The organism is Ochrobactrum chromiisoli (genome assembly GCF_026241335.1).
Lineage (GTDB): Bacteria > Pseudomonadota > Alphaproteobacteria > Rhizobiales > Rhizobiaceae > Brucella > Brucella chromiisoli.
In genome coordinates this window covers 1,156,888-1,180,337 of the sequence record NZ_JAPHAV010000001.1, presented here as the reverse complement: position 1 = coordinate 1,180,337, position 23,450 = coordinate 1,156,888, and the positions used below count along the sequence as shown (strand labels likewise).

Genomic DNA, 23,450 nt, shown 5'->3' with positions numbered 1-23,450 from the left:
AGAGCTACTTTATCCGGTTGATGAAGACTGTCACCACCGGCTTTTTGCCCCATGCTTCATTTGTCGCAGCACGAACCGCACGGCGAACCGATTCACGGACCACTTCAAGATCCTTGCGGCGCGCCCGTGGAATGCTGTCGATCGCTTCGATTGCCGCATCAAGCAGAATATCTTCGATCAAATCGCCCTGCCTGTCTTCTTCAGGCAGGCCAAAGGCAACCAGATCGGGCTCATCCATGATCTTGAAATCACGGTCGAGCAGCACAGAAACAGCGACATGGCCGACATAAGCGAGCTTGCGCCGCTCAACCATGCCGATTTCGTCTTCGTCGCCGATCAGCTTGCCGTCCTTATAGATACGGCCAACAGGTGCTTCATCGATGATTTCTGCTTTGCCTGGTGCCAGGCGCAACATGTCGCCATCGCGCACCTGTGCAATCTCTTCAATGCCCTCCATAGCACCGAGCGACCCTTGCGCGACAAGATGCGCTGCCTCGCCATGAACGGGCACGAGAATCTTCGGACGCACCCAAGAATACATGCGCCTTAGCTCACTGCGGCGCGGGTGGCCGGAAACGTGCACAAGCGCATCATCATCACTGATCAGCTTGATGCCCTGATCAATGAGCTTGTTCTTGATGTCGAGAATAGCCTTTTCATTGCCCGGAATCGGACGCGATGAGAAAATAACCGTGTCGCCTGCCGACAACGCGATGCTGCGCATTTCATCACGCGAAAGCTTGGCCAGCGCTGCACGTGGCTCTCCCTGGCTGCCCGTCAGGATCATTACGACATTTTCGCGCGGGATATAGCCGTAATCATCTTCGCTGAGGAACTCCGGCAAGCCTTCCATATAGCCAAGCTCGGTCGCAACTGCGATTGTGCGCTTCATCGAACGACCGACCACCAGCACCTGACGGCCAGCATCGCGCGCCGCTTCTGTAATGGAGCGGATACGGCCAACGTTGGATGAGAACGTTGTAATCGCCACGCGACCACGCGCGCCTTCAATAAGCTCGCGCAAGCTTTCACCGACCTGTCGCTCAGACGGTGATTCACCATCGCGCATCGCATTGGTGGAATCGCAGATCAACGCCAAAACGCCCTGATCGCCGATTGCACGGAAACGTGCTTCGTCAATCAACGGTCCCATGGATGGATCAGGGTCCATCTTCCAGTCGCCCGTGTGAACGACTGTACCAAGCGGTGTGGTGATGGCGAGCGAAACAGGCTCTGGAATCGAGTGCGTAACCGCAATCGCTTCTATCTCGAAGGAACCAACCTCAAAGGTCTCACCCGCTTTGAATATGTTGACCGGAATTTCCGGTGCACCAGATTCCGACTGACGCTTGGCTTCCAACAAGCCTGCCGTAAACGGCGTGGCATAAACAGGCGCCTTCAGACGCGGCCAAAGATCAAGCAAGGCGCCATAATGGTCTTCATGCGCATGGGTAATGATAATGCCGCGCAGATTATGCTTCTCAGCCTCGAGAAAGCGAATGTCTGGCAGGATCAGATCCGCGCCCGGATGCTCCGGGCCAGCAAAGCTTACGCCCATGTCGACCACGATCCATTCGCGTTTGTCCTCAGGACCAAAGCCATACATGGCAAGGTTCATGCCGATTTCGCCGACACCGCCAAGCGGCAGGAAGACAAATTGTGTCGATGGTGAGCGGGGCATAATGCCTCCCTGTTCTTTACTTAGAATTTATTATGCCCCTGTTGAACCGCCTGCCGATAGTTTGCAAGCCCGGAACAACCCGCACAGCGTTCAATTGTGCACAATTATTCAATCAGGAAACGGGTTTAACAGAGGCTGCCGTTCCAAAATAGACGTCCCCGGCAGTTACCGGCACACGTGTACCGTCATCTTCGCGGATAACAAGGCGGCAGTCCGAATCGATGGTTTCAAAAACACCTTCAACAATACGGCCATTCAACTGCATCATAACGGGCTGGCCCAGCCCATGCGCGCGCTTGAGCCAGCGCAGACGGATTTCATTCAGCCCTCGCCCAGCATTCCATATTGAATGATAATGACACCATGCATCCGAAAGTGCCAAAAACAATGTCGCTGCATCGACCTGACTGCCAAGTTCACGCAAGGATGTCGCGGGGTAAGGCAAGCCTTGCGGAGAGGCGACAACATTTGTGCCCATGCCCACCGCAAGACCAAAACGACCGTCAGAAAGCAGCGTCGATTCAAGGAGAATACCGGAGAGTTTTGCGCCATCAACCAGCACGTCATTGGGCCATTTGAGCGCAACAGTCACGCGCGAAGCCACAGCTTCCGGCAAAACCGCATCAACGGCATCAGCAAGCGCAAGTCCTGCAACAAAGCCAAGCGTGGCTGCAATTTTCGGATCAAAGCGATCGACGAGAAGAAGCGTTGCTGCAAGATTGCCTTCGGGAGCAGTCCATGTACGGCCCCGGCGCCCTCGTCCGCTTTCCTGTTTCGGAGACACGAACCAGAGGCGCCCGGCATCGCCGGCAGTTGCCCGATCAAGCGCCTCTGCATTGGTAGAACCAACGACGGGAAAAAACTCCAGCCGATAGTTGTCTGCTAAAGCCGCAGGTGCCAGCGTGAAACCATTGCCATCACCTGCGGCCTTATTGATAGTCATGCTCAGAAGAAAGTCTTTGCTGCAGTTTCAGCAAGACCGCCAAGCCAGCCGCCAATCAGTGCATAGAAGAGAACAAATGCACCTGAAACAAGCAGCACGAGACGCAGCTCAATTGCTGCCGGAACGAAAGTCGTCACCGGCTCATCGAACCACATGATCTTGATCATGCGCAGATAGTAGAACGCGCCAACAACCGAAGCGACAATACCGATGATCGCCAGCGGATAGAGGCCCACTTCAACGGCTGCAACAAAGGTATACCACTTACCGAAGAAGCCAGCGAGCGGCGGAATACCTGCAAGCGAGAAGAGCATGATCGTCATGATAAAGGCCATAAGCGGATTGCTGCGCGACAGACCTGCGAGATCGTCAATCTGTTCAACATTGCCGTCCTTTGTCCGCATGGACAGGATGAAGGCAAAGCTGCCGAGCGTCATGACGAGATAAATCGCCATGTAAAGTGCGACGCCACGCACGCCGACAACGGTACCCGCAGCCAGACCAACAAGGGCATAGCCCATGTGGCTGATCGAGGAATAAGCCATCAGGCGCTTGATGTTGCGCTGACCGATTGCAGCAAAAGCACCCAGCACCATCGAAGCGATTGCAACGAAGGTGATGATCTGCTGCCAGTCATGGGTAACAGGAGCGAAAGCGCCTTCAGCAACGCGAACGATCAGCGCCATTGCTGCCATTTTTGGAGCAGCGGCAAAGAATGCGGTTACAGGTGTCGGTGAACCTTCATAAACATCCGGCGTCCACATATGGAATGGAACGGCGGAAATCTTGAAGCAGAGACCTGCAAGGATAAACACCAGACCGAAGACCAGACCAAGCTGACGTTCGCCGCCGGTGATTGCGTTTGCGATTTCGGCAAAACCGATATGACCGGTGTAACCGTAAACAAGGCTGATACCATAGAGCAACATGCCCGACGAAAGTGCACCAAGCACGAAGTACTTGAGGCCCGCTTCAGTCGAACGAACGCTATCACGGTTGAAGGCTGCCAGCACATAAAGTGCCAAAGACTGCAATTCGAGGCCCATATAGAGTGTGAGCATGTTCGATGCCGACACCATGATGAGCATGCCGAGTGTTGCCAGCACGATCAGAACCGGGAATTCGAACTTATCGAACTTGTCTTCACGCGCAAAGCCAACAGACATGATCAGCGCCACGATGGAGCCGATCAGTGTCAGCACCTTCATGAAACGTGCGAAAGCATCACTCACAAAGGCACCGCCAAAGGCGCTGCCATTGTGCGGGAAGATAACGACAAGAGCGAGTGCTGCAATCAGAACGGCAACAGCAAGCCCATTGACGAGAGTGGAGGCGCGCTCTCCGGAGAACACGCCGATCATGAGCAATGCCAGTCCGCTCAGCGCGAGGAGAACCTCGGGAGCTGCGAGAGACAGGGAAGCAATCAGGTCGGTTTGCATCAAGCCTACGCCTTTACTTACTGCGCCAGCGTAGCGCTAGCGGCATTTGCCAGCGCTGCGTCATAATTAGTAACCAGTGCATGCACAGCGCTTGCGGTCACATCGAAGACCGGCACCGGATACACACCGAAGAAAATGGTAAGGATCACAAGCGGATACAGGATCAGCTTTTCACGCGGGCTGAGGTCGAGAAGGCCCTTGAGGCTTTCCTTTGTCAGCGCACCAAACACCACGTTGCGATAGAGCCACAGCGCATAGGCTGCCGACAGGATCACACCCGATGTTGCGAACAGTGCTACCCACGTATTGACGCGGAAGACACCGAACAGCGTGAGAAATTCACCGATAAAGCCAGACGTACCCGGAAGACCGACATTCGCCATCGTCAGGATGAGGAAGGCCACGGCATATTTCGGCATATTGTTGACGAGACCGCCAAAAGCCGAAATTTCACGGGTATGCATGCGATCATAGATTACGCCCACGCAAAGGAAGAGCGCGCTCGCGACGATGCCATGCGAGAGCATCTGGAAGATTGCACCCTGCACGCCCTGCTCGTTGGCTGCAAAGATACCCATGGTGACATAGCCCATGTGCGCAACCGACGAATATGCGATCAGTTTCTTGATGTCTTCCTGTACCAAGGCGACGAGCGAGGTGTAGATGATCGCAATCGCAGACAGGGCAAAAATGAACGGAGCGAAATCGGCGGATGCCAGCGGGAACATCGGCAACGAGAAGCGCAGGAAGCCGTAGCCACCAAGCTTCAGAAGAATACCCGCCAGAATAACCGAACCTGCTGTCGGCGCTTCAACGTGCGCATCCGGCAACCAGGTGTGAACCGGCCACATTGGCATCTTCACTGCGAAAGACGCGAAGAATGCCAGCCATAACCACGTCTGCATGCCTGCCGGAAAATCGTACTTCAGCAATTCGACCACATTGAGTGTACCGGCCTGCCAGTACATTGCCATGATCGCGATCAGCATCAACACGGAGCCGAGCAGCGTATAGAGGAAGAACTTGAAGCTTGCATAAACGCGGCGCTTGCCACCCCAGACACCAATGATGATGAACATCGGGATAAGGCTTGCTTCAAAGAATACATAGAAAAGGAACAGATCCAGCGCGCAGAACACGCCGATCATGAGCGTTTCCAGAATAAGAAACGCGATCATGTATTCCTTGACACGCTTTTCGATCGCAAACCAGCTTGCCAGCACGCAGAACGGCATAAGGAAAGCTGACAGCACGACAAACAGCATCGAAATACCGTCGACGCCCATGTGGTAGGAAATGCCACCACCAAGCCAGTCAACCTGTTCGACCATCTGGAAGCCCGGATTTGAATTATCAAATCCGGCCCAGATAACCAGAGAGAGAATGAAAACGAAAACCGTGGTTAGCAGCGCAACATTCTTGATGTTGCGACGCGAGGCTTCGCTGTCATCCTTGATGAGAAGGATCAACAAGGCGCCGACGAGCGGCAGGAATGTGACCGTAGAAAGAATTGGCCAATCGGTCATCAGAAAGAGCTCCCGAGCATCATCCAGGTGACGAGCGCGGCGACGCCGATAAGCATCGCGAATGCGTAGTGATAAAGGTAACCCGACTGCATCTTCACAACGCGACCTGTAACATCAAGGACACGTGCAGCGACACCATTAGGACCATACCCGTCAATAATCTTGCCGTCGCCAACCTTCCAGAAGAAGCGGCCAAGCCAACGTGCAGGACGGACAAAAATGAAGTCATAAAGTTCGTCGAAGTACCACTTATTGAGAAGGAACTGGTACAGACCGCGGTGACGCTCTGCGAGTGCCTTCGGAATGTGTGGCGCACGGATATAGAAGACCCATGCCGTTACCAAACCGATCAGCATAGCGATGAACGGCGACAGCTTAACCCACAGCGGAACATGATGATAATGTTCCAGGATTTCGTTGCCTGGCAGTGTGAAGAGCGCACCCTTCCAGAACTCGGCATAATCGTGGCCGAAGAAATATTCCTTGAAAACGACACCGGCAAACAGCGCGCCAACAGCAAGGATCAGCAGTGGCACAAGCATGACAGGTGGGGATTCATGCACATGATGCATGACTTCAGCGGAAGCGCGTGGCTTGCCAAAGAAGGTCATGAAAATCAGACGCCATGAATAGAAGCTCGTGAACAGAGCTGCAACCACCAGAAGCGTGAAGGCATAACCGGAAGCAAGGCTGTGCGATGCAAAGACCGACTCGATGATGGCGTCTTTCGAGAAGAAGCCAGCCGTACCGATAATCGTGCCCGGAACACCCAGACCCGTAATTGCAACAGTACCGATCATCATCATCCAGTAAGTGACCGGGATCAGCTTACGCAGACCACCCATGCGACGCATATCCTGTTCGTCAGAAACGGCATGGATAACCGAGCCTGCGCAAAGGAATAGAAGCGCTTTGAAGAAAGCGTGCGTGAAAAGGTGGAAGACAGCTGCACCGTAAGCGCCGACACCCAGAGCCGCAAACATGTAACCAAGCTGCGAACAGGTCGAATAAGCGATAACGCGCTTGATGTCGTTCTGCACAAGCGCAACGGTTGCGGCAAAGAATGCCGTCGTTGCACCGATGATCGTGATGATCAGAAGAGCCGTGTGCGAGAGTTCAAAGATTGGCGACATACGCGCAACCAAGAACACGCCCGCGGTCACCATGGTTGCCGCATGAATAAGTGCGGAAACAGGTGTCGGGCCTTCCATCGCGTCAGGAAGCCAGGTGTGCAGCAGGAACTGCGCCGACTTACCCATCGCGCCCATGAAAAGCAGCAGGCAGACAACGGTGAGTGCTGTTTCCTTGTGCAGTTCATAGCCGAGGAAATTCAGAACAACAGCACCAGCATCCGCTGAACCTTCAGCTGGCAGATAGTTCGCAGCAGCCGCGAAAATTGTGTTGTAATCGACCGACTGGAACAGCGCAAACAGTCCAAAGATACCCAGAAGGAAGCCAAAGTCACCAACGCGGTTGACCACGAATGCCTTCATTGCAGCGGCATTTGCCGAAGGCTTCTGGAACCAGAAACCGATGAGAAGGTAAGATGCGAGACCCACACCTTCCCAGCCGAAGAACATCTGGATCAGGTTGTCCGACGTTACCAGCATGAGCATGGCAAAGGTGAAAAGCGACAGATAGGCAAAAAAGCGCGGACGATGTGGATCGTGGTGCATGTATCCGATCGAATAGATATGCACCAGTGCTGACACCGAATTGACCACGACGAGCATGACGCCGGTCAGCGTATCAATACGCAGAGCCCAGTCAAAAGACAACGAACCGGATGTAACCCAATGAAGAACCGGGATACGCACCGTTTCGGCATCGACGCCGAGCGGGATCTTGAAAAAGACGACCCAAGACAGGATCGCAACGATCACCATCAGGCCGGAAGTGATGTATTCACTCGCTTTGGCACCAATCTTGTTGCCGAAGAGACCAGCAACAAGAAAGCCAATAAGCGGAAGGAAGACGATCGCGTTATAGAGCATTTGCCCGTCAACCTTTCATAACATTGACGTCTTCCACCGCGATAGAACCGCGATTACGGAAGAAAACAACGAGGATTGCCAGACCGATAGCTGCTTCAGCAGCCGCAACAGTCAGAACGAAAAGCGCGAAAACCTGTCCGACCATATCGCCTAGTACAGATGAAAACGCCACGAAGTTGAGATTGACCGAAAGAAGGATCAATTCGACAGACATCAGGATAACGATGACGTTCTTGCGGTTTAAGAAAATACCGAAAACGCCAAGGGTGAACAGGATGGCCGAAACGGTCAGATAATGAGCAATACCGATTTCCATATTCTTTTCCTCAGATGCCCTTGCCCGGTTCGACCTTCTTGATCTCGATCGCCGTCTCAGGCGTACGAGCAACCTGATCCGGGATCGACTGGCGCTTAACATTCGGCTTATGCCGCAGCGTCAGAACGATCGCACCGATCATGGCAACGAGAAGGACCAATCCTGCAATCTGGAAGTTGAAAACGTAGTCGGTGTAAAGAATGTCACCGAGGGCTGCTGTGTTGGTGCGTTCAGCAATATCCGGGATCGGCACCGCGCCCTGCCCCAGCTTTGGTGAGAACACCGAACCCGCAAATACAACAATCAGCTCGCCCAGCAAAATGAGACCGACCAGAGCGCCAACCGGCGCATATTGCAGTGCGCCGCGCTTCAATTCGGAGAAGTCAACATCCAGCATCATGACGACGAAGAGGAAGAGAACCGCCACAGCACCGACATAAACGACGAGCAGGATCATGGCGAGGAACTCGGCCCCCGTCAGCAGGAACAGCGCCGCCGCATTGAAGAAAGCGAGGATCAGAAACAGCACCGAATGCACGGGGTTGCGTGCCGCAATCACCATGAACGCACTTGCGATCATGATAAAGGCGAACAGATAGAAGAACGCTGCCGCAATACCTGTCAGCATGGGGATCCCCCAACACCTTTCCGTGGACAAAGCCCTATTGCTTCATCCGCTTTAGTCTTTGTTTGCCGCGAATAATCGCGAAACTTAAATTCCAGCAACAAGACGGGCCGCCCCTTCCTGTTGCCGCTTTCCAAACCGGATGCTGAAACAACGGTTTCAGCAAAACCAATCAGCGATATGGCGCATCCATCGCAATGTTGCGCGCAATTTCGCGTTCCCAGCGATCGCCATTGGCAAGGAGCTTGTCCTTGTCATAGTAAAGCTCTTCGCGGGTTTCGGTCGCAAACTCGAAGTTCGGACCTTCAACGATTGCATCCACCGGACAAGCTTCCTGACAGAAGCCGCAATAGATGCACTTCACCATGTCGATGTCGTAACGCACTGTGCGGCGCGTGCCGTCATTGCGGCGCGGACCCGCTTCAATGGTGATTGCCTGCGCCGGGCAGATCGCTTCGCAGAGCTTGCAGGCAATGCAGCGTTCTTCGCCGTTGGGATAACGGCGCAGCGCATGCTCGCCACGAAAACGCGGCGAAACAGGACCTTTTTCATGCGGGTAGTTCAGTGTTGCCTTCGGCGCAAAGAACTGACGCATGGAGAGGAAGAAAGCACCGACGAACTCCTTGAGAAGGAGGGATTTCGCGGCCTGTGCGAATGAAGCCATTTGTCTTTCTCCTTACACCAGACCGAAGACTTTGATGACGGTCGCGGTCAGCACAACCATTGCCAACGAAATCGGCAGGAACACTTTCCAGCCCAGACGCATCAGCTGGTCGTAGCGGTAACGCGGTACGAAAGCCTTCACCATGGCGAACATGAAGAAGCAGAAGCAGAGCTTGAGCATGAACCAGATGATGCCCGGAACCCAGTTGAGGAACCATACGTCAACCGGAGGCAACCAGCCACCGAGGAAGAGTGTGGTCATCAGGGCGCACATCAGCGTGATTGCCACATACTCGCCCAGGAAGAACAGAAGGAACGGCGTGGACGAATATTCGATCATGTGACCGGCCACGAGTTCGGATTCAGCTTCGACAAGATCGAATGGCGGGCGGTTCGTTTCAGCAAGCGCTGAAATAAAGAAGATCACGAACATCGGGAACAGGACCAGCCAGTTCCAGTCCAGGAACGAAGCAGGCAGACCGAGCGACGTACCCAGACCCGTATTCTGCGACAGCACGATATCCGTCAGGTTAAGCGAGCCAGCCGTCAGAAGAACAGTAACAATTACGAAACCGATCGACACTTCATAAGAGACCATCTGAGCTGCCGAACGAAGCGCGCCCAAAAAAGGGTACTTCGAATTGGAGGCCCAGCCGCCCATGATCACACCATAAACTTCAAGCGAAGAAATGGCGAAGATATAGAGAATGCCGACATTGATGTTAGCAATCGCCCAGCCTTCATTGACCGGGATGACCGCCCAGGTTGCCATTGCCAGAACCGCAGAAACAAACGGTGCAAGAAGAAACACACCCTTGTTTGCGCCCGAAGGAATGATCGGTTCCTTGAAGACGAACTTCAAAAGATCGGCGAAAGCCTGAAACAGACCCCATGGACCAACAACGTTTGGACCACGGCGAAGCTGTACAGCTGCCCAGATCTTACGGTCTGCATAAAGCAGGTAAGCCACGACGATCAGCAATACGACAAGCAGAACGACCGACTTCAGCGCTATAATCAGCGCGGGCAAGACGTAAGCTGCAAAAATTCCGTCCATTATTCCGTCTCTCTCTCGCTTACTCAGCTGCCTGTTGGAAGCTGCCGGCCGCAAGCGCCGAGCACTCGGCCATGACGGCGGAAGCACGCGCGATTGGGTTCGTCAGATAGAAATCCTTGATCGGCGAAACAAAAGCAGCGCCGCCAGAAAGGGTAGTTGCTTTTGCTGCAAGTGCCGACAGGTCGTCTGCATTCGCAGGAGCAATCGTGTCGATTGCCATCATATGCGGGAAGTCGGCATAGAGCTTGGCGCGAAGCTGTGCGAGGCTGTCAAACGGCAGACGCTTGCCGAGCGTGTCGGAAAGAGCGCGCAGAATTGCCCAGTCTTCCTTGGCTTCGCCCGGAGTAAAGCCTGTACGATTGCCAAGCTGCACGCGGCCTTCGGTGTTGAGCCATGTACCCGATTTTTCGGTATAGGCTGCACCGGGAAGGATAACGTCAGCAGCATGTGCACCGGCATCGCCATGTGTACCAATATAAACGATGAAGCTCGAGCCCTTAGCCGTCATGTCGAGTTCGTCTGCACCAAGCAGGAACACAACATCAAGATTGCCGAGCATATCAGTTGCTGCCTTGCCGCCCTCACCCGGAACGATACCGAGATCAAGAGCACCAACGCGCGAAGCGGCAGTATGAAGAACAGAGAAGCCGTTCCACTCAGCGCTGATTGCACCAACATCCTGCGCAAGCTTCGCAGCGGCTGCCAGAACAGCAGCACCGTTTTCGCCGGTAAGCGCACCCTGACCGATGATGATCAGCGGGCGTTCAGCCTTTACCAGCACGTCACGGAATGCGTTTTTGCCGGAAGCAACTGCGGAAAGTGTGTCTGCGCCTGCGCCCAGATATTCATAATCGTAACGCAGCTCAGCCTGTTCGCCGATCAGAGCGATCGGGAAATGGCCCATACGCTGGCGCTTGCGAATGCGCGCATTCAGAACAGCAGCTTCAACACGTGGGTTGGAGCCGATGATCAGAAGAGCGTCAGCATTTTCAATGCCTTCGATCGTTGTGTTAAAGAGATAGCTTGCACGTCCCAGAGCCGGGTTGAGTGCTACGCCATCCTGACGGCTGTCAATATTGATCGAGCCGAGCGATGCGATGAGGCTTTTCAGAGCGTAGAGTTCTTCAACCGAAGCCAGATCGCCAGCGACTGCACCGATTTTATCAGCAGAGGTTGCCGAGACCTTCGCAGCGATTGCTGCAAAAGCTTCAGGCCATGACGCTGCGACCAGACGGCCATCCTTGCGAACATAGGGGCGATCAAGGCGCTGGGTGCGCAGACCATCCCAAATGAAGCGGGTCTTGTCGGAAATCCACTCTTCGTTCACCGCTTCATTCACGCGCGGCATGATGCGCATCACTTCACGGCCACGCGTATCAACGCGGATGTTCGAACCGACCGCATCCATCACATCGATGGTTTCAGTCTTGTTGAGTTCCCACGGACGAGCCTGGAATTCATATGGACGCGAAGTCAGCGCACCAACCGGGCAAAGGTCAATAACATTGCCCTGAAGCTCCGAAGTCATGGCGCGTTCAAGATAGGTGGTGATTTCAGCATCTTCACCACGACCGATCAGGCCGAGTTCAGAAATGCCAGCCACTTCGGTCGTGAAGCGAACGCAACGCGTGCAGTGAATGCAGCGCGTCATCACGGTCTTGACCAGTGGACCAATATACTTGTTCTCAACCGCACGCTTGTTTTCGCGATAGCGCGAGCCATCGGTACCAAACGCCATTGCCTGATCCTGCAGATCGCACTCACCTGCCTGATCGCAAATCGGGCAATCGAGCGGATGGTTGATGAGCAAGAATTCCATCACGCCTTCGCGGGCCTTTTTGACCATAGGCGTGTTGGTGAAAATTTCCGGTGCTTCGCCATTCGGGCCGGGACGCAGATCGCGCACGCCCATAGCGCAGGACGCTGCCGGCTTTGGCGGTCCACCCTTCACTTCAACAAGGCACATGCGGCAGTTTCCGGCGATGGAAAGCCGTTCGTGGAAACAAAAACGCGGGACTTCAGCCCCCGCGGCTTCGGCAGCCTGAAGGAGCGTATAGTGATCGGGTACTTCGATCTCTGTGCCGTCAACCTTAATATTTGCCATCGCTTATCCAAACCTGCGGCTCTTGCCGCATCTTCCAGATGTCAAACTCTAAAGTCCGCCCTTCCCGGGCGGACATACAACGTATTCTTCCGCTTACTCAGCCGCTTCGAGGCGGATGTTGCGGCTCTGAACAGCGTTGCGTGTATAATCGTCAATGCGCTTTTCAATTTCCGGACGGAAATTGCGGATCAGACCTTGAATAGGCCATGCAGCGGCATCACCAAGCGCACATATCGTATGACCTTCAATCTGCTTGGTTACGTCGAGAAGCATGTCGATTTCGCGCTTCTGCGCGTTACCCTTGACCATGCGCTCCATGACACGCCACATCCAGCCCGTACCTTCACGGCAAGGCGTGCACTGGCCGCAGCTCTCATGCTTGAAGAAAGCTGAAAGACGGGCAATTGCCTTGATGATGTCAGTGGACTTGTCCATGACGATCACGCCACCCGTGCCGAAAGAAGATTTGAGCTCGCGCATACCATCGAAGTCCATGATGGCATCCATCATGTCTTCACCCTTAACGACAGGGCACGATGCACCGCCGGGAATAACTGCAAGCAGATTATCCCAGCCACCGCGAATGCCGCCAGCGTGCTTTTCGATCAGCTCGCGGAAGGTGATGCCGAGGCTTTCTTCAACGGTGCAAGGGGTGTTCACGTGACCAGAAATCTGGAACAGCTTGGTGCCGACATTGTTTGGACGACCAATCGAGGAGAACCATGCACCACCGCGACGGAGGATCGTCGGGGCGACCGCAATCGATTCAACGTTGTTAACCGTCGTCGGGCAGCCATAAAGACCCATATTGGCAGGGAAAGGCGGCTTCAGACGTGGCTGGCCCTTCTTACCTTCCAGGCTTTCAAGCAGAGCGGTTTCTTCGCCGCAGATATAAGCACCGGCACCGTGATGGAGGAAAATATCCATATCCCAGCCGCACTTATTGTTCTTGCCGAGAAGGCCAGCGTCATAGCACTCATCAATCGCTGCCTGTAGCGCTTCACGCTCACGCATGAATTCGCCGCGCAGATAGATGTATGCGGTGTGGGCGTTCATGGCACAACCGGCGATCACACAGCCTTCGATCAACGTATGCGGATCGTGGCGCAGAATTTCGCGGTCCTTACAGGTGCCCGGCTCTGATTCGTCAGCATTCACGACGAGGTAATGCGGACGATCCGTCACTTCCTTCGGCATAAACGACCATTTCAGGCCAGTCGGGAAGCCCGCGCCACCACGTCCACGAAGGCCGGACGCCTTCATTTCGTTGATGATCCAGTCACGGCCCTTCTCGATGAAGCCCTTGGTATTATCCCAATGACCGCGCGACATGGCGCCCTTGAGCGACATATCTTTGAAGCCATAGATATTGGTGAAGATGCGATCTTTATCAGCCAGCATGTCTCACCTGCTTCCGTCTTTGGTTGCGGCTTCAGCTTCGGCCTTAGCCTTGGCTTCAGCTTCTGCCTTGGCTTTGGCAACGGCTGCGTCCGATGCCTTACGGGTTTCCAGACCAACTTTTTTGTAGTCCAGATCTTCGGTCAGAGCCGTCAGTCCGCCCATAGGTTCAGACGTGATACGGCCATCCTGTGGACCCGGCGTAACAGTGTCGCCCTTGCCTGCTTCAAATGCATCGATGATTTCAGCAAGGCGTTCCGGCGTCAGGTCTTCATAGGCATCCTTGAAGATCATGACCATCGGCGCATTAACGCAAGCACCCTGACATTCAACTTCTTCCCACGACAGTGTACCATCGGCATTGAGCTCGAAAGGATCGTGGTGGATCTTATGACGGCAGACATCCATCAATGCTTCCGAGCCACGCAACATGCATGGCGTGGTGCCGCAAACCTGAATATGCGCGCGTGTGCCAACCGGCTTGAGCTGGAACTGCGTATAGAAGGTTGCAACTTCAAGAACGCGGATCAGCGGCATATCAAGCATATCGGCGACATGTTCGATAGCGGCTTTCGTAACCCAGCCTTCCTGCTCCTGCGCACGCATGAGCAGCGGAATAACAGCCGACTGCTGACGGCCTTCCGGATATTTTGCGATCGTCTTGTGCGCCCAGGCCTGATTTTCCGCGTTGAAAGCGAAACCAGCCGGCTGGACGGCATCATCTGCGAGACGGCGAACGGACATCAGCGGTCAACCTCACCAAACACGATATCGAGCGAGCCAAGAATTGCCGACACGTCAGCCAGCATGTGGCCGCGGCACAGGAAATCCATAGCCTGAAGATGGGCAAAGCCCGGCGCGCGCAGCTTGCAGCGGTAAGGCTTGTTGGAGCCATCCGATACGAGGAAGACGCCAAATTCACCCTTCGGCGCTTCAACGGCTGCGTAAACTTCACCGGCAGGCACATGGTAGCCTTCCGTGTAAAGCTTGAAGTGATGGATGAGCGCTTCCATTGAGCGCTTCATCTCGCCGCGCTTTGGCGGCACGATCTTGTTATCAGTGCTTGAAACAGGACCGACACGTTCCTTGCCGAGCAGAAGATCAACGCACTGGCGCATGATGCGAGCCGACTGGCGCATTTCTTCCATACGGATCAGGTAACGGTCATAGCAGTCACCGTTCTTGCCGATTGGAATATCGAATTCCATTTCGTTGTAGCATTCATAAGGCTGCGACTTGCGCAGATCCCATGCTGCACCCGAACCGCGAACCATGACGCCGGAGAAGCCCCATGCCCATGCATCTTCGAGCGAAACAACACCGATATCGACGTTACGCTGCTTGAAAATGCGGTTTGGCGTGATCAGATCATCGAGGTTCTTGAGCGTTGTCGTCAGGAACGGATCGATCCATTTACCAATGTCTTCAATCAGCTGATCCGGCAGATCCTGATGAACGCCACCCGGACGGAAATAAGCTGCGTGCATACGAGCGCCGCAAGCGCGTTCGTAGAACACCATCAGCTTTTCGCGTTCTTCAAAGCCCCAGAGCGGCGGCGTCAGCGCGCCAACGTCCATAGCCTGTGTGGTCACGTTGAGAAGGTGGTTGAGGATACGGCCGATTTCCGAGAAAAGCACGCGGATCAGCTGGCCACGCTTCGGCACTGTAATGCCAAGCAGACGCTCAACAGCCAGAGCATAGGCATGTTCCTGATTCATCGGCGCCACGTAGTCGAGGCGGTCGAGATAAGGCACAGCCTGAAGATAGGTCTTCGTTTCCATCAGCTTTTCGGTGCCGCGATGCAGCAGACCGATATGCGGATCGACGCGTTCCACGACTTCGCCGTCGAGTTCAAGAACAAGACGCAAAACACCGTGCGCAGCGGGATGCTGCGGACCAAAGTTAATATTAAAATTGCGGACCTGAGTCTCAGCCATGTTCAGCTTCCTGTCGCTCAGTTCGTCTTGGCTTTCTCATCGCCCGGCAGGACGTAATCGGTCCCTTCCCATGGCGAGAGAAAGTCGAAATTGCGGAATTCCTGTCGCAGCACAACAGGCTCATAGATAACGCGCTTTGCTTCGTCGCTGTAGCGAACCTCAACAAAACCAGTCGTCGGGAAATCCTTGCGCAGCGGATGACCTTCAAAACCGTAGTCAGTCAGAAGACGACGCAGATCAGGATGGCCGGAGAACAGAACTCCATACATGTCGTAGGTTTCACGTTCGAACCACTCAGCACCGACATAAACGCCGACAGCAGACGGAACCAGCGTGTCTTCATCGGCCTGAACCTTGACGCGAATACGAAGGTTCTGGCGTGGAGACATGAGCTGATAGACAACATCGAAGCGCTGTGCGCGCTGCGGATAGTCTACACCGGAAATATCCGTCAGGTTCACAAACTGGCACTGCACGTCATCGCGCAGGAACGTCAGAACGCTGATCAGGCTCCTGACCGGAACAGCAAGCGTCAGCTCACCATAGGCCAGCTTCGCCTCTTCGATCGCATCGCCGAGACGTTCCTTGATATAGCCGGAAAGTTCATTAAGAGCTTCTTCGCTCATATCTCTAACTTCCTCTTTCAGAACCCTGTCCACCCTTGGGAAAACAGACCGGGCTCCAATAAACCTCTTGCACTGCTCGAACCGGAAAGGCCCGATCAGCGCTCGATCGTACCCGTGCGGCGGATCTTCTTTTGCAGCATGAGAATGCCGTAAAGCAGAGCCTCAGCGGTTGGCGGGCAACCGGGAACATAAATATCGACCGGCACAACGCGGTCACAGCCACGCACTACAGAATAAGAGTAGTGGTAATAGCCGCCGCCATTCGCGCATGAACCCATCGAAATAACATAGCGCGGCTCAGGCATCTGATCGTAGACCTTGCGCAGAGCCGGAGCCATCTTATTGGTCAGCGTACCAGCAACGATCATCACGTCTGACTGACGCGGAGATGCGCGCGGCGCGATACCAAAACGCTCGGCATCATAGCGCGGCATGGAAATATGCATCATTTCCACAGCACAGCATGCGAGACCAAAGGTCATCCACATCAACGAACCTGTGCGCGCCCAGGTGATCAGAGCGTCAGCAGATGTGACGATGAAGCCCTTGTCGGACAGTTCGCTGTTCAGATCATTGAAAAACGCATCGTCGGAGCCAACAGGCTTGCCCGTGCGCGGGTCGAGAATACCCTTTGGCTGCGGGGCAATGAGCGTCGAACCCGATGCCTGGTTTGTGCCGGTCAATCCCATTCCAGCGCTCCCTTCTTCCATTCATAGATGAAGCCGATGGTCAAAACACCAAGGAAGAGCATCATCGACAGGAAACCAAACCATCCAATTGCACCGAAGGACACAGCCCACGGGAACAGGAAAGCGACTTCAAGGTCGAAGATAATGAAGAGAATCGACACCAGATAGAAACGGATGTCGAATTTCATGCGAGCGTCATCAAAGGCATTAAACCCGCACTCGTAAGCTGAAAGCTTTTCCGGGTCGGGCTGTCTGTACGCGACTAGAAACGGCGCAACCAGAAGGGCTACACCGATTACCATTGCAATGCCGAGAAAGATGACAATCGGCAAATAGGAACTTAAAAGCTCGTTCATGATCCTTATCCGGCTTGAATACGAGGCTGCGCCGCCTGTAATAAGCTTTTTAGAGCTTACCACCATGCGACACATTGCATCTCTTGCGACCTCGTCGCCTCAAGCAGCTTCAAAGGGCATGCCGTGCGAACTTAAGTATTTGGCCGGACGGTTAGCGCAGCATGCACGCAAGCGCAACCCCTCCAACGCGAACAGACGGGTATAGTGTGTTCCAGACGCTTAATAAGCGACAGCATCAAGCCTGAATACGCACCCAAACCCTATATAGCATGAAAATATCATAATTTCGTGAGCAAAAGCTGCGGACCTATCTTTCGCCATTATTAAGCGCGCAGAATCAATCGACCCAGATGCGGCAGACAGAATCGAAGCTGGACTTCGTTCGATCAAGACCGAGCTTGGATTGCGCTCAGAATCGCCTCTCAACCATTCAGCAAACCGGCTGACCATGCTTGATATAGAGAGCTCAGAAATTGCACTTATATATAAAGTGCAAAACACCCCTTCCCTTTCCTTCTGGTGACATGTCGCGGCTGACAGAAATTTCGCATCGCCAGAAGGGCGATTCGTAAAATGAAAAAGCAGTGGCACTTTAATCTGTAGTCCTGCTTGCCTTCAGCAATCCGTTACCGGCTTTTAGAATTCCTCTTGAACGCAATCGCAGTGCGCACCGCCAACCGGGATCTGAGTTCAACAGAGCGGCAGCGCAAAACACCTCACCCCTCGACATAAAAGTGAGGCACAAGGAAAGGATGGAGGTTTGAGCGCATATTTGCTCACGAGCGGCGACGTCCTGGTCATTTTGGCCGGGATTTTCTCTGTCGCCTATCTGTCCTGGAAGCGCAAAGCGAAATAGTTCAGCCCGGAACCATTAATGATGTCGATAAGCTGGTTCATGCGCGCAAAGAGCACCGCAATGATTTGCATCAACAAACTCAAGGGCGCATCTTGAATTAATGATATTCTGGGGAAACAAGGCGAAACGCGAAGAGCGCCATTTTCACAAGATTCATTGGCTAATTCTTGAATGAAAATGGCGCGAGTGACGGGGCTCGAACCCGCGACCTCCGGCGTGACAGGCCGGCACTCTAACCAACTGAGCTACACCCGCGCATTTCATTTTCAGCCATTTGGCTGGTCAGTCACCGACGTTTCCGTTCGGTGTGAGCGGTCGTTTAAGGGGTTCTCTCACCACTGTCAAGCGAGTGATCTGAAGAAAAAACAAGAATTTCAAATTTATTTTAAAAGCCGCCCTTTTGCGGGCCTTTATAGTGATCTGCTTTTATCCACCCTTCTGCATATTTCACCGGAAAGCATTCAAATTAAATGGAAAATGGAATCACACGGCGAGCTCAAACGAATGAATCTCACGTCCACTTACAGTTCGATAGAGAGGGCCTATGTGAGTTATCCCCAGCGAGCGCGACGTTTTTAGCCGAACAAATAAAAAAATGCATTTTTGTAATTTTTACGCTTGCACTCTTCAAACGAACAGCCTAAACGGCTCTCACAGCGGCTGACAAGTCAGTCGGGCGATTAGCTCAGTTGGTAGAGCGCTTCGTTTACACCGAAGATGTCGGGAGTTCGAGTCTCTCATCGCCCACCATTTTTTCATAATGATATCAATTATTTAGATGGTCACCTCGGTGGCCTTTATTTTTACCGCCACGAAAACCGCCACGAAAACTAATTATCTCAGACGGTTTATGCTTCTGACAACATATTTGGCTTTATGTCTTTTACGACATATTCCTAATGAAATATGGATCATGACCCATATTCCCGTTCGGTAATATCCGACGTCCAAATCATCAAAAATCACCGCTCGGTAATACACATCGTCGGCAATCCATTTCAAATTGAGATGATTTGCATTTGTCACTTATAGGTGACATCGTCAGACAACAAAAAAGGCCTCCGAAGAAGCCTGTTTTGAAATTTATGAATCTGCAGTCACGCCGCCACCAGCACCAGACCGTCTTCATATTTTCTCGCTAGCTGAATCAAGTCGCCAAGCGTCGCCGTGCTCTCGTCCAGTCGCCACAGGCGTTCATTGATCTGCGAAACGCGATGCCCTTCGTCACGCAGTAGGAATACCATCTGATCCAAGGCAATCGGCGTATCTTTCATGCCGTACCGATGCGCTTCTAGCACTATAGCCGCCGCCGCACCGCTATATCCTCGGATTACATCACGGAAGTCGCCATCATCTGCAATTTGCTGTTTTCGTGCTTGTAGTGCGGATGTCTTCACAGATTCTGGAAGTCGGCCGATCAGCTTGTCGCCTGACGCTTCGAAAGTGATATCGGTAAGCGGCATGTCCTGAGCCGAAATTCTCGCATTATTTCCGAGGAATTCCAGAACAAATGTTGGCTGAAATCGGATGGCTTCAGGTTCTTTTAGAACCGGGGCGGTCGGCGATTTTGAATGTCGGACAATTACCAATCCTTCTTCATCGCCCTTTTCGACGGTGTACTTATTCCCAATTTGAAGGCCGATAGCTGAAAGCGCATCAGGAAACAGATGTAAGCAGCCTTTTGATACAGATGTATAGCGATCCGAAGTCGAATATTTTTGTCTAAATTTAAATAGTCCAATTCTCCCGTTATAAGTCATCGTGATTTCCTTTCACTAGTAAGTAGAAGGAAATCGTGCACCGAGTAATCCATCGGCGCAAATTACATAAACAATACAATATGTTGACGAAACTAGATAAAATCTTAATTAGTAAACCGTTGTTGCTTTAAAATAATTCAAAAAATGCCCGGACAAGTCTCCGAGATCCTGCTATATCGGCCCTCAACTCAGGAGATCAACCATGTCACGCGAAGGAAACAACATTGTTTACGGCTCGGCCGCTACCATCGCATTTTTGACTGCTGGCGCTTACTCGGCGCACGAGCGTGGCATGGCTGCTATGCGTGCAGCACGACAAGCTGAAGACGACGCTCGATATGATGCGGCGGTCAATGAGATCGTGAGGGACGCCGAAGAAATGGGTAAGCTTGCCATTCGTCTGGCTCAGGAACTTGCCGCTGAGCGGCAGAAAAACGAAAGCCTGACGAAGATGTTGAATCAGCGTCAGGCTCTTCTGGAACGTATGCGTAAAGGCTCTTAAGCGAACGCAGGATTCAATCTGTAAGCATGAATCCGTTCAGCCAAAGGCGACGTCTTTCTGGTCGCTTCAGCTGGCTCTTGCTTCACAAATTTTGGAAGCCCACCTACACCGCAACGCTTGCCGTCCATTGCCCTCGTACATGCATCCAGCCCTGCTTTTGAAAGCCGTGAGAGATCGGCGTCAGAAAGCTGATAAAGCCAGTATTGCTGATCATCAGTGAGCGCCGAGAGATCAATTGTCGAGCGCTCAGACGGGGACTGTGCACATGCGTATCTGTAGAGCGTATGTCCTGCATCAGTTGTCGGCTTTAAAAGCTTTTCAGAAGTAGCCAGACCGACCTCCGACCCATCTTTTCCAACTTCCGATAATATATCGTCGGGACGAATTGAGAGCTGCGGAATCTGACGGCTCGGCATTGGCATCTGCTTCATGCCGAAGATTTTCAATATCGAATTCAGCACCGCGATGATCATTTTCTCAATCCAGATCAATGTATTAGCTGCCATATGAAATGGTGCGACAATTTGGTTTTTTAGCATGGGTTTTCTCCTTAATTACTCATAGATAACCATTTTCGCGTCGTATCAAGCAAGACACAAAATCCACTTTAACATCCTGAATAAAATACGTTTTCCATAATTAACTCAATGGAACGATGTATTGAGTGCATTACGGAAATATAGATTTCTGTTTTTGTCGGCGTAGTTTTCACTTGTATTAGTCGTCAATACGAACCATCATTTTTATACAGACATTATTTAAGGAGTAGCTATGTCACTACGAGAATTTGAAAACGCAATCGCCCGATATGCAAGAATCGCTGACGTCAAAGAATGGGAATTCGGGTTCGATCTTGTCACTGTCGACACAGTGAATGGACATCGCATGACGCTTTATATCGACGAAACGCTTGATGCTATCGAGCATGTGCGTGCTCTCGCTGAACACGGAATTTATGCACCGTCATTCATTGAAAATGAGGACGGCGATTTTGTCGAGCAGATGACAGACGAAGACATCGAAGAAAGGCTTATCATTCGAGCAGAGAAAAAGGCAGAAAAACAATGGTTTATGTAAGCGCAAAGAAATTGAATCCGCATCCGATCCACACATCACACACGACGTCCGAGGAAATTCGCGATGCATTCATGCATATAAAATGGATGCTCGTACGAAAAGGTTGGAAAACCGAGGACTTCACAGGTCTTCTCGGAATCCCTCGTCAATCTTGGTATCAGCACGGACACAAGCTGGAAAGCAAAGGCTATCGTCAGATATCCGCTGATGCACTCGATATGCTCAGACAAGAAACTGCTCAGGAAATCGTTGCTATAGTAGACGGATATCATGACCCATTCGGCCGAGAACGCGACACCTGGACTGTCGGAGATTTGACGACAAAATCGCGTACTCGTGCGTTGTATAGAGCAGCTCTGACGGGTGAAGCAGTAGTACCTGGAGCGAATAATAAGCACGCAGACGAACTTACGAATGATGAAGCCTTATTATTGCGATGGTTTCTCGCCGCTAGACGGGCATCTCGTGAGCAGCTCATGTCAGCAACGGGTCTCTCAAAATACGATGTCGGTCGCGTCGGACTTCATGCCTGTAAATGGGGAATTCCGCCGACAGAAAACTGGGTAGACAACCTTGAACAAGCAATCGGCGTCTAAAAAGCGCCGATTTTTTTTGTCGGCGGAAATGCATTTAAGGAAATCGGCCGATAATAATAGTAGTTGTCAATAAATAATTACAAATAATTCACCTGTATTCATCAATGTTAGACAACAAATTTTGCAGTAGTAAGAAAAATAATTAAAAATTTTACTTGTATTGATCATAAATACGAACCATCATTTTTATATGAGCAGCAAACAAATAACCCGGCTGTCTCATGAGAGGAAAATAAAATGTCTAAGATTGATAATGAAGTATGGAATAGCTACGCAAAGAAGCTTGTAGAAGCCCATGGTTTTACTATTGAAAAATATTATGAAGATGGCGTCACACCGATAAGATATTTATCGAAGAAAGTTGGTGTAAGTATCGGAGAAGCGAGTAAATATGTTTACGGATATAGCATAATAATAGAAGAAGATTTTATTATGGCGGGGACATATGTTGATAAAGATTACGTGGTAGATCAAGATATACATAAATTTAATTTCGAAAATGAAAAAGGAATACTAAATTTTGAATATATAATGAATTTGGTTCTGGAAGACCCTGAAATATTCGCTACGACGACTATATTTGAAATGGTCGGCGAAGTCCAAGATGATTGGTATGATTGATTTAACATCATAGAGAAAGGAGGCCTTGAAAACCGGGGCCTTTTTCAAAAACAACAATAACGAGAGGAACCCTGAAAATGAGAAATACTTATGCACCATATGTAAAATCCGTGGACTACGACGGTGACCGCCGAGCAATTGTGTGGCTGACGGGACACGGAAGATGCATGCTCGATATCGCGAGCTACTTTGAAGTTTATGTCAATAAAAACAATATCATAATTGACTGGATGAATGATTACCGCGAAGAGCAAAGCATTAAAATTCCAACGTTGAACCCGCAGCGGTATCTGGATTTTCCATCTGAAGCCATTCAATATATCGAACGTCATAAAGATGAGCTTTTGGAAGAAGAAGAACGGTGTTTCAGCTACTGAATTCTCATCAATTACAAGCCACCAACCCTCGGATTTCCGAGGGTTTTGTCATTTCTGATCCAATATTTTTCTAACGCCGTCCAATTTTTGCCTGCAATCTTCTCCAGCTTCAGAAACTTGAATGAGATACAGCGCGACGTCCTTTTGTGATTTCCAGACTTCGCGAGCTTCAGGCTCAGGCATGCACGTGAGAAGTGCCTCGGGCACCGCGATCTGGCGTGTCTCGATCTTTGTAACGACTTCGACAGCAGGCTTATGAGCACAACCAGAAATCAATAAAATGGCCGTAGAAAATCCGATTAACATC

General features: G+C 52.0%; 24 protein-coding genes and 2 tRNA genes. 6 read left to right on the top strand and 20 right to left on the bottom strand.

Going from position 1 to position 23,450, the window contains the following annotated elements; all coding sequences use genetic code 11:
- Window positions 1–4: 4 nt before the first annotated feature.
- The 17 genes from OPR82_RS05755 to OPR82_RS05675 all read right to left on the bottom strand — a co-directional run bounded on the left by OPR82_RS05755 (window position 5) and on the right by OPR82_RS05675 (window position 18,465).
- Window positions 5–1,681, bottom strand: a complete 1,677-nt coding sequence (locus OPR82_RS05755) for a ribonuclease J (RefSeq protein ID WP_265983557.1) — start codon at window positions 1,679–1,681, stop codon at window positions 5–7.
- Between the two features lie 112 nt (window positions 1,682–1,793).
- The gene (locus OPR82_RS05750; RefSeq protein WP_265983555.1) at window positions 1,794–2,624 is read right to left on the bottom strand and encodes a biotin--[acetyl-CoA-carboxylase] ligase; all 831 of its coding nucleotides are present in this window, start codon (window positions 2,622–2,624) and stop codon (window positions 1,794–1,796) included.
- A 2-nt stretch (window positions 2,625–2,626) separates the two neighbouring features.
- Entirely contained in the window at window positions 2,627–4,063 is a 1,437-nt protein-coding gene (nuoN, locus tag OPR82_RS05745; protein ID WP_265983554.1) for an NADH-quinone oxidoreductase subunit NuoN, read from the bottom strand.
- Between the two features lie 17 nt (window positions 4,064–4,080).
- Window positions 4,081–5,589 carry an NADH-quinone oxidoreductase subunit M gene (locus tag OPR82_RS05740; protein ID WP_265983553.1) on the bottom strand — a complete coding sequence of 503 codons (1,509 nt, stop codon included), beginning with the start codon at window positions 5,587–5,589 and terminating at the stop codon, window positions 4,081–4,083.
- On the bottom strand, window positions 5,589–7,583 hold the full coding sequence (nuoL, locus tag OPR82_RS05735) for an NADH-quinone oxidoreductase subunit L (protein ID WP_265983552.1): 1,995 nt from the start codon (window positions 7,581–7,583) through the stop codon (window positions 5,589–5,591). Before nuoL ends, OPR82_RS05740 begins: the two co-directional genes overlap by 1 nt.
- A 7-nt stretch (window positions 7,584–7,590) precedes the next feature.
- A complete protein-coding gene (nuoK, locus tag OPR82_RS05730; RefSeq protein ID WP_140905091.1) occupies window positions 7,591–7,899 on the bottom strand; it encodes an NADH-quinone oxidoreductase subunit NuoK in 309 nt (102 codons plus the stop codon).
- A gap of 10 nt (window positions 7,900–7,909) precedes the next feature.
- Window positions 7,910–8,527, bottom strand: a complete 618-nt coding sequence (locus OPR82_RS05725) for an NADH-quinone oxidoreductase subunit J (RefSeq protein WP_265983549.1) — start codon at window positions 8,525–8,527, stop codon at window positions 7,910–7,912.
- Window positions 8,528–8,696: 169 nt separating this feature from the next.
- A complete protein-coding gene (gene nuoI / locus OPR82_RS05720; RefSeq protein ID WP_007874549.1) occupies window positions 8,697–9,188 on the bottom strand; it encodes an NADH-quinone oxidoreductase subunit NuoI in 492 nt (163 codons plus the stop codon).
- 12 nt (window positions 9,189–9,200) lie between these two features.
- Window positions 9,201–10,244: an NADH-quinone oxidoreductase subunit NuoH gene (gene nuoH, locus OPR82_RS05715; protein ID WP_265983548.1), complete on the bottom strand. Its 1,044-nt coding sequence runs from the start codon at window positions 10,242–10,244 to the stop codon at window positions 9,201–9,203.
- A 19-nt stretch (window positions 10,245–10,263) separates the two neighbouring features.
- Complete coding sequence (nuoG, locus tag OPR82_RS05710) at window positions 10,264–12,348, bottom strand: NADH-quinone oxidoreductase subunit NuoG (protein ID WP_265983546.1); 2,085 nt, start codon at window positions 12,346–12,348, stop codon at window positions 10,264–10,266.
- A gap of 93 nt (window positions 12,349–12,441) precedes the next feature.
- Window positions 12,442–13,749 carry an NADH-quinone oxidoreductase subunit NuoF gene (gene nuoF, locus OPR82_RS05705; RefSeq protein ID WP_265983545.1) on the bottom strand — a complete coding sequence of 436 codons (1,308 nt, stop codon included), beginning with the start codon at window positions 13,747–13,749 and terminating at the stop codon, window positions 12,442–12,444.
- Between the two features lie 3 nt (window positions 13,750–13,752).
- The gene (nuoE, locus tag OPR82_RS05700; protein WP_265983544.1) at window positions 13,753–14,490 is read right to left on the bottom strand and encodes an NADH-quinone oxidoreductase subunit NuoE; all 738 of its coding nucleotides are present in this window, start codon (window positions 14,488–14,490) and stop codon (window positions 13,753–13,755) included.
- Window positions 14,490–15,683, bottom strand: a complete 1,194-nt coding sequence (locus OPR82_RS05695) for an NADH-quinone oxidoreductase subunit D (protein ID WP_265983543.1) — start codon at window positions 15,681–15,683, stop codon at window positions 14,490–14,492. Before OPR82_RS05695 ends, nuoE begins: the two co-directional genes overlap by 1 nt.
- 17 nt (window positions 15,684–15,700) lie before the next feature.
- Window positions 15,701–16,309 (bottom strand): NADH-quinone oxidoreductase subunit C, encoded by a 609-nt coding sequence (locus OPR82_RS05690; RefSeq protein ID WP_265983541.1) that lies wholly within the window; start codon window positions 16,307–16,309, stop codon window positions 15,701–15,703.
- A 95-nt stretch (window positions 16,310–16,404) separates the two neighbouring features.
- Complete coding sequence (locus OPR82_RS05685; protein WP_024897475.1) at window positions 16,405–16,998, bottom strand: NuoB/complex I 20 kDa subunit family protein; 594 nt, start codon at window positions 16,996–16,998, stop codon at window positions 16,405–16,407.
- A complete protein-coding gene (locus OPR82_RS05680) occupies window positions 16,989–17,354 on the bottom strand; it encodes an NADH-quinone oxidoreductase subunit A (protein ID WP_007874537.1) in 366 nt (121 codons plus the stop codon). The genes OPR82_RS05685 and OPR82_RS05680 overlap by 10 nt, the downstream gene beginning before the upstream one ends.
- Before the next feature lie 1,034 nt (window positions 17,355–18,388).
- Window positions 18,389–18,465: transfer RNA gene (locus OPR82_RS05675), tRNA-Asp, on the bottom strand.
- 419 nt (window positions 18,466–18,884) lie between these two features.
- Here OPR82_RS05675 and OPR82_RS05670 point away from each other — a divergent pair.
- A tRNA-Val gene (locus OPR82_RS05670) sits at window positions 18,885–18,960 on the top strand.
- A gap of 347 nt (window positions 18,961–19,307) precedes the next feature.
- On the opposite strand, the gene OPR82_RS05665 is transcribed toward OPR82_RS05670, so the two are convergent.
- The gene (locus OPR82_RS05665) at window positions 19,308–19,970 is read right to left on the bottom strand and encodes a hypothetical protein (protein WP_265983537.1); all 663 of its coding nucleotides are present in this window, start codon (window positions 19,968–19,970) and stop codon (window positions 19,308–19,310) included.
- Between the two features lie 202 nt (window positions 19,971–20,172).
- Here OPR82_RS05665 and OPR82_RS05660 point away from each other — a divergent pair, with 202 nt between their 5' ends.
- On the top strand, window positions 20,173–20,472 hold the full coding sequence (locus OPR82_RS05660; protein WP_265983535.1) for a hypothetical protein: 300 nt from the start codon (window positions 20,173–20,175) through the stop codon (window positions 20,470–20,472).
- On the opposite strand, the gene OPR82_RS05655 is transcribed toward OPR82_RS05660, so the two are convergent.
- A complete protein-coding gene (locus OPR82_RS05655; protein WP_265983533.1) occupies window positions 20,469–21,011 on the bottom strand; it encodes a hypothetical protein in 543 nt (180 codons plus the stop codon). The genes OPR82_RS05660 and OPR82_RS05655 overlap by 4 nt on opposite strands.
- Before the next feature lie 232 nt (window positions 21,012–21,243).
- Here OPR82_RS05655 and OPR82_RS05650 point away from each other — a divergent pair, with 232 nt between their 5' ends.
- The 4 genes from OPR82_RS05650 to OPR82_RS05635 all read left to right on the top strand — a co-directional run bounded on the left by OPR82_RS05650 (window position 21,244) and on the right by OPR82_RS05635 (window position 23,143).
- Window positions 21,244–21,549 carry a hypothetical protein gene (locus OPR82_RS05650; protein ID WP_265983532.1) on the top strand — a complete coding sequence of 102 codons (306 nt, stop codon included), beginning with the start codon at window positions 21,244–21,246 and terminating at the stop codon, window positions 21,547–21,549.
- On the top strand, window positions 21,537–22,145 hold the full coding sequence (locus tag OPR82_RS05645) for a hypothetical protein (RefSeq protein WP_265983530.1): 609 nt from the start codon (window positions 21,537–21,539) through the stop codon (window positions 22,143–22,145). Before OPR82_RS05650 ends, OPR82_RS05645 begins: the two co-directional genes overlap by 13 nt.
- 237 nt (window positions 22,146–22,382) lie before the next feature.
- Window positions 22,383–22,766 (top strand): hypothetical protein, encoded by a 384-nt coding sequence (locus OPR82_RS05640; RefSeq protein WP_265983528.1) that lies wholly within the window; start codon window positions 22,383–22,385, stop codon window positions 22,764–22,766.
- 77 nt (window positions 22,767–22,843) lie between these two features.
- Window positions 22,844–23,143, top strand: a complete 300-nt coding sequence (locus OPR82_RS05635) for a hypothetical protein (RefSeq protein WP_265983527.1) — start codon at window positions 22,844–22,846, stop codon at window positions 23,141–23,143.
- A 48-nt stretch (window positions 23,144–23,191) separates the two neighbouring features.
- On the opposite strand, the gene lysC is transcribed toward OPR82_RS05635, so the two are convergent.
- The gene (gene lysC / locus OPR82_RS05630; RefSeq protein ID WP_456094074.1) at window positions 23,192–23,449 is read right to left on the bottom strand and encodes an Rz1-like lysis system protein LysC; all 258 of its coding nucleotides are present in this window, start codon (window positions 23,447–23,449) and stop codon (window positions 23,192–23,194) included.
- Window position 23,450: the final 1 nt, after the last annotated feature.

Excerpts from the sequence above, each read along its gene's own strand:
- OPR82_RS05680 (WP_007874537.1), bottom strand. The coding sequence starts at position 17,354 with ATGAACGAGCTTTTAAGTTCCTATTTGCCGATTGTCATCTTTCTCGGC.
- OPR82_RS05650 (WP_265983532.1), top strand. The coding sequence starts at position 21,244 with ATGTCACTACGAGAATTTGAAAACGCAATCGCCCGATATGCAAGAATC.
- OPR82_RS05660 (WP_265983535.1), top strand. The coding sequence starts at position 20,173 with ATGTCACGCGAAGGAAACAACATTGTTTACGGCTCGGCCGCTACCATC.
- OPR82_RS05645 (WP_265983530.1), top strand. The coding sequence starts at position 21,537 with ATGGTTTATGTAAGCGCAAAGAAATTGAATCCGCATCCGATCCACACA.
- nuoG (WP_265983546.1), bottom strand. The coding sequence starts at position 12,348 with ATGGCAAATATTAAGGTTGACGGCACAGAGATCGAAGTACCCGATCAC.
- nuoE (WP_265983544.1), bottom strand. The coding sequence starts at position 14,490 with ATGTCCGTTCGCCGTCTCGCAGATGATGCCGTCCAGCCGGCTGGTTTC.
- nuoN (WP_265983554.1), bottom strand. The coding sequence starts at position 4,063 with ATGCAAACCGACCTGATTGCTTCCCTGTCTCTCGCAGCTCCCGAGGTT.
- nuoI (WP_007874549.1), bottom strand. The coding sequence starts at position 9,188 with ATGGCTTCATTCGCACAGGCCGCGAAATCCCTCCTTCTCAAGGAGTTC.
- nuoK (WP_140905091.1), bottom strand. The coding sequence starts at position 7,899 with ATGGAAATCGGTATTGCTCATTATCTGACCGTTTCGGCCATCCTGTTC.
- OPR82_RS05655 (WP_265983533.1), bottom strand. The coding sequence starts at position 21,011 with ATGCTAAAAAACCAAATTGTCGCACCATTTCATATGGCAGCTAATACA.
- OPR82_RS05685 (WP_024897475.1), bottom strand. The coding sequence starts at position 16,998 with ATGGGATTGACCGGCACAAACCAGGCATCGGGTTCGACGCTCATTGCC.
- OPR82_RS05695 (WP_265983543.1), bottom strand. The coding sequence starts at position 15,683 with ATGGCTGAGACTCAGGTCCGCAATTTTAATATTAACTTTGGTCCGCAG.
- OPR82_RS05690 (WP_265983541.1), bottom strand. The coding sequence starts at position 16,309 with ATGAGCGAAGAAGCTCTTAATGAACTTTCCGGCTATATCAAGGAACGT.
- OPR82_RS05740 (WP_265983553.1), bottom strand. The coding sequence starts at position 5,589 with ATGACCGATTGGCCAATTCTTTCTACGGTCACATTCCTGCCGCTCGTC.
- OPR82_RS05750 (WP_265983555.1), bottom strand. The coding sequence starts at position 2,624 with ATGACTATCAATAAGGCCGCAGGTGATGGCAATGGTTTCACGCTGGCA.
- nuoL (WP_265983552.1), bottom strand. The coding sequence starts at position 7,583 with ATGCTCTATAACGCGATCGTCTTCCTTCCGCTTATTGGCTTTCTTGTT.
- nuoF (WP_265983545.1), bottom strand. The coding sequence starts at position 13,749 with ATGCTGGCTGATAAAGATCGCATCTTCACCAATATCTATGGCTTCAAA.
- lysC (WP_456094074.1), bottom strand. The coding sequence starts at position 23,449 with ATGTTAATCGGATTTTCTACGGCCATTTTATTGATTTCTGGTTGTGCT.
- OPR82_RS05640 (WP_265983528.1), top strand. The coding sequence starts at position 22,383 with ATGTCTAAGATTGATAATGAAGTATGGAATAGCTACGCAAAGAAGCTT.
- nuoH (WP_265983548.1), bottom strand. The coding sequence starts at position 10,244 with ATGGACGGAATTTTTGCAGCTTACGTCTTGCCCGCGCTGATTATAGCG.
- OPR82_RS05635 (WP_265983527.1), top strand. The coding sequence starts at position 22,844 with ATGAGAAATACTTATGCACCATATGTAAAATCCGTGGACTACGACGGT.
- OPR82_RS05665 (WP_265983537.1), bottom strand. The coding sequence starts at position 19,970 with ATGACTTATAACGGGAGAATTGGACTATTTAAATTTAGACAAAAATAT.
- OPR82_RS05725 (WP_265983549.1), bottom strand. The coding sequence starts at position 8,527 with ATGCTGACAGGTATTGCGGCAGCGTTCTTCTATCTGTTCGCCTTTATC.
- OPR82_RS05755 (WP_265983557.1), bottom strand. The coding sequence starts at position 1,681 with ATGCCCCGCTCACCATCGACACAATTTGTCTTCCTGCCGCTTGGCGGT.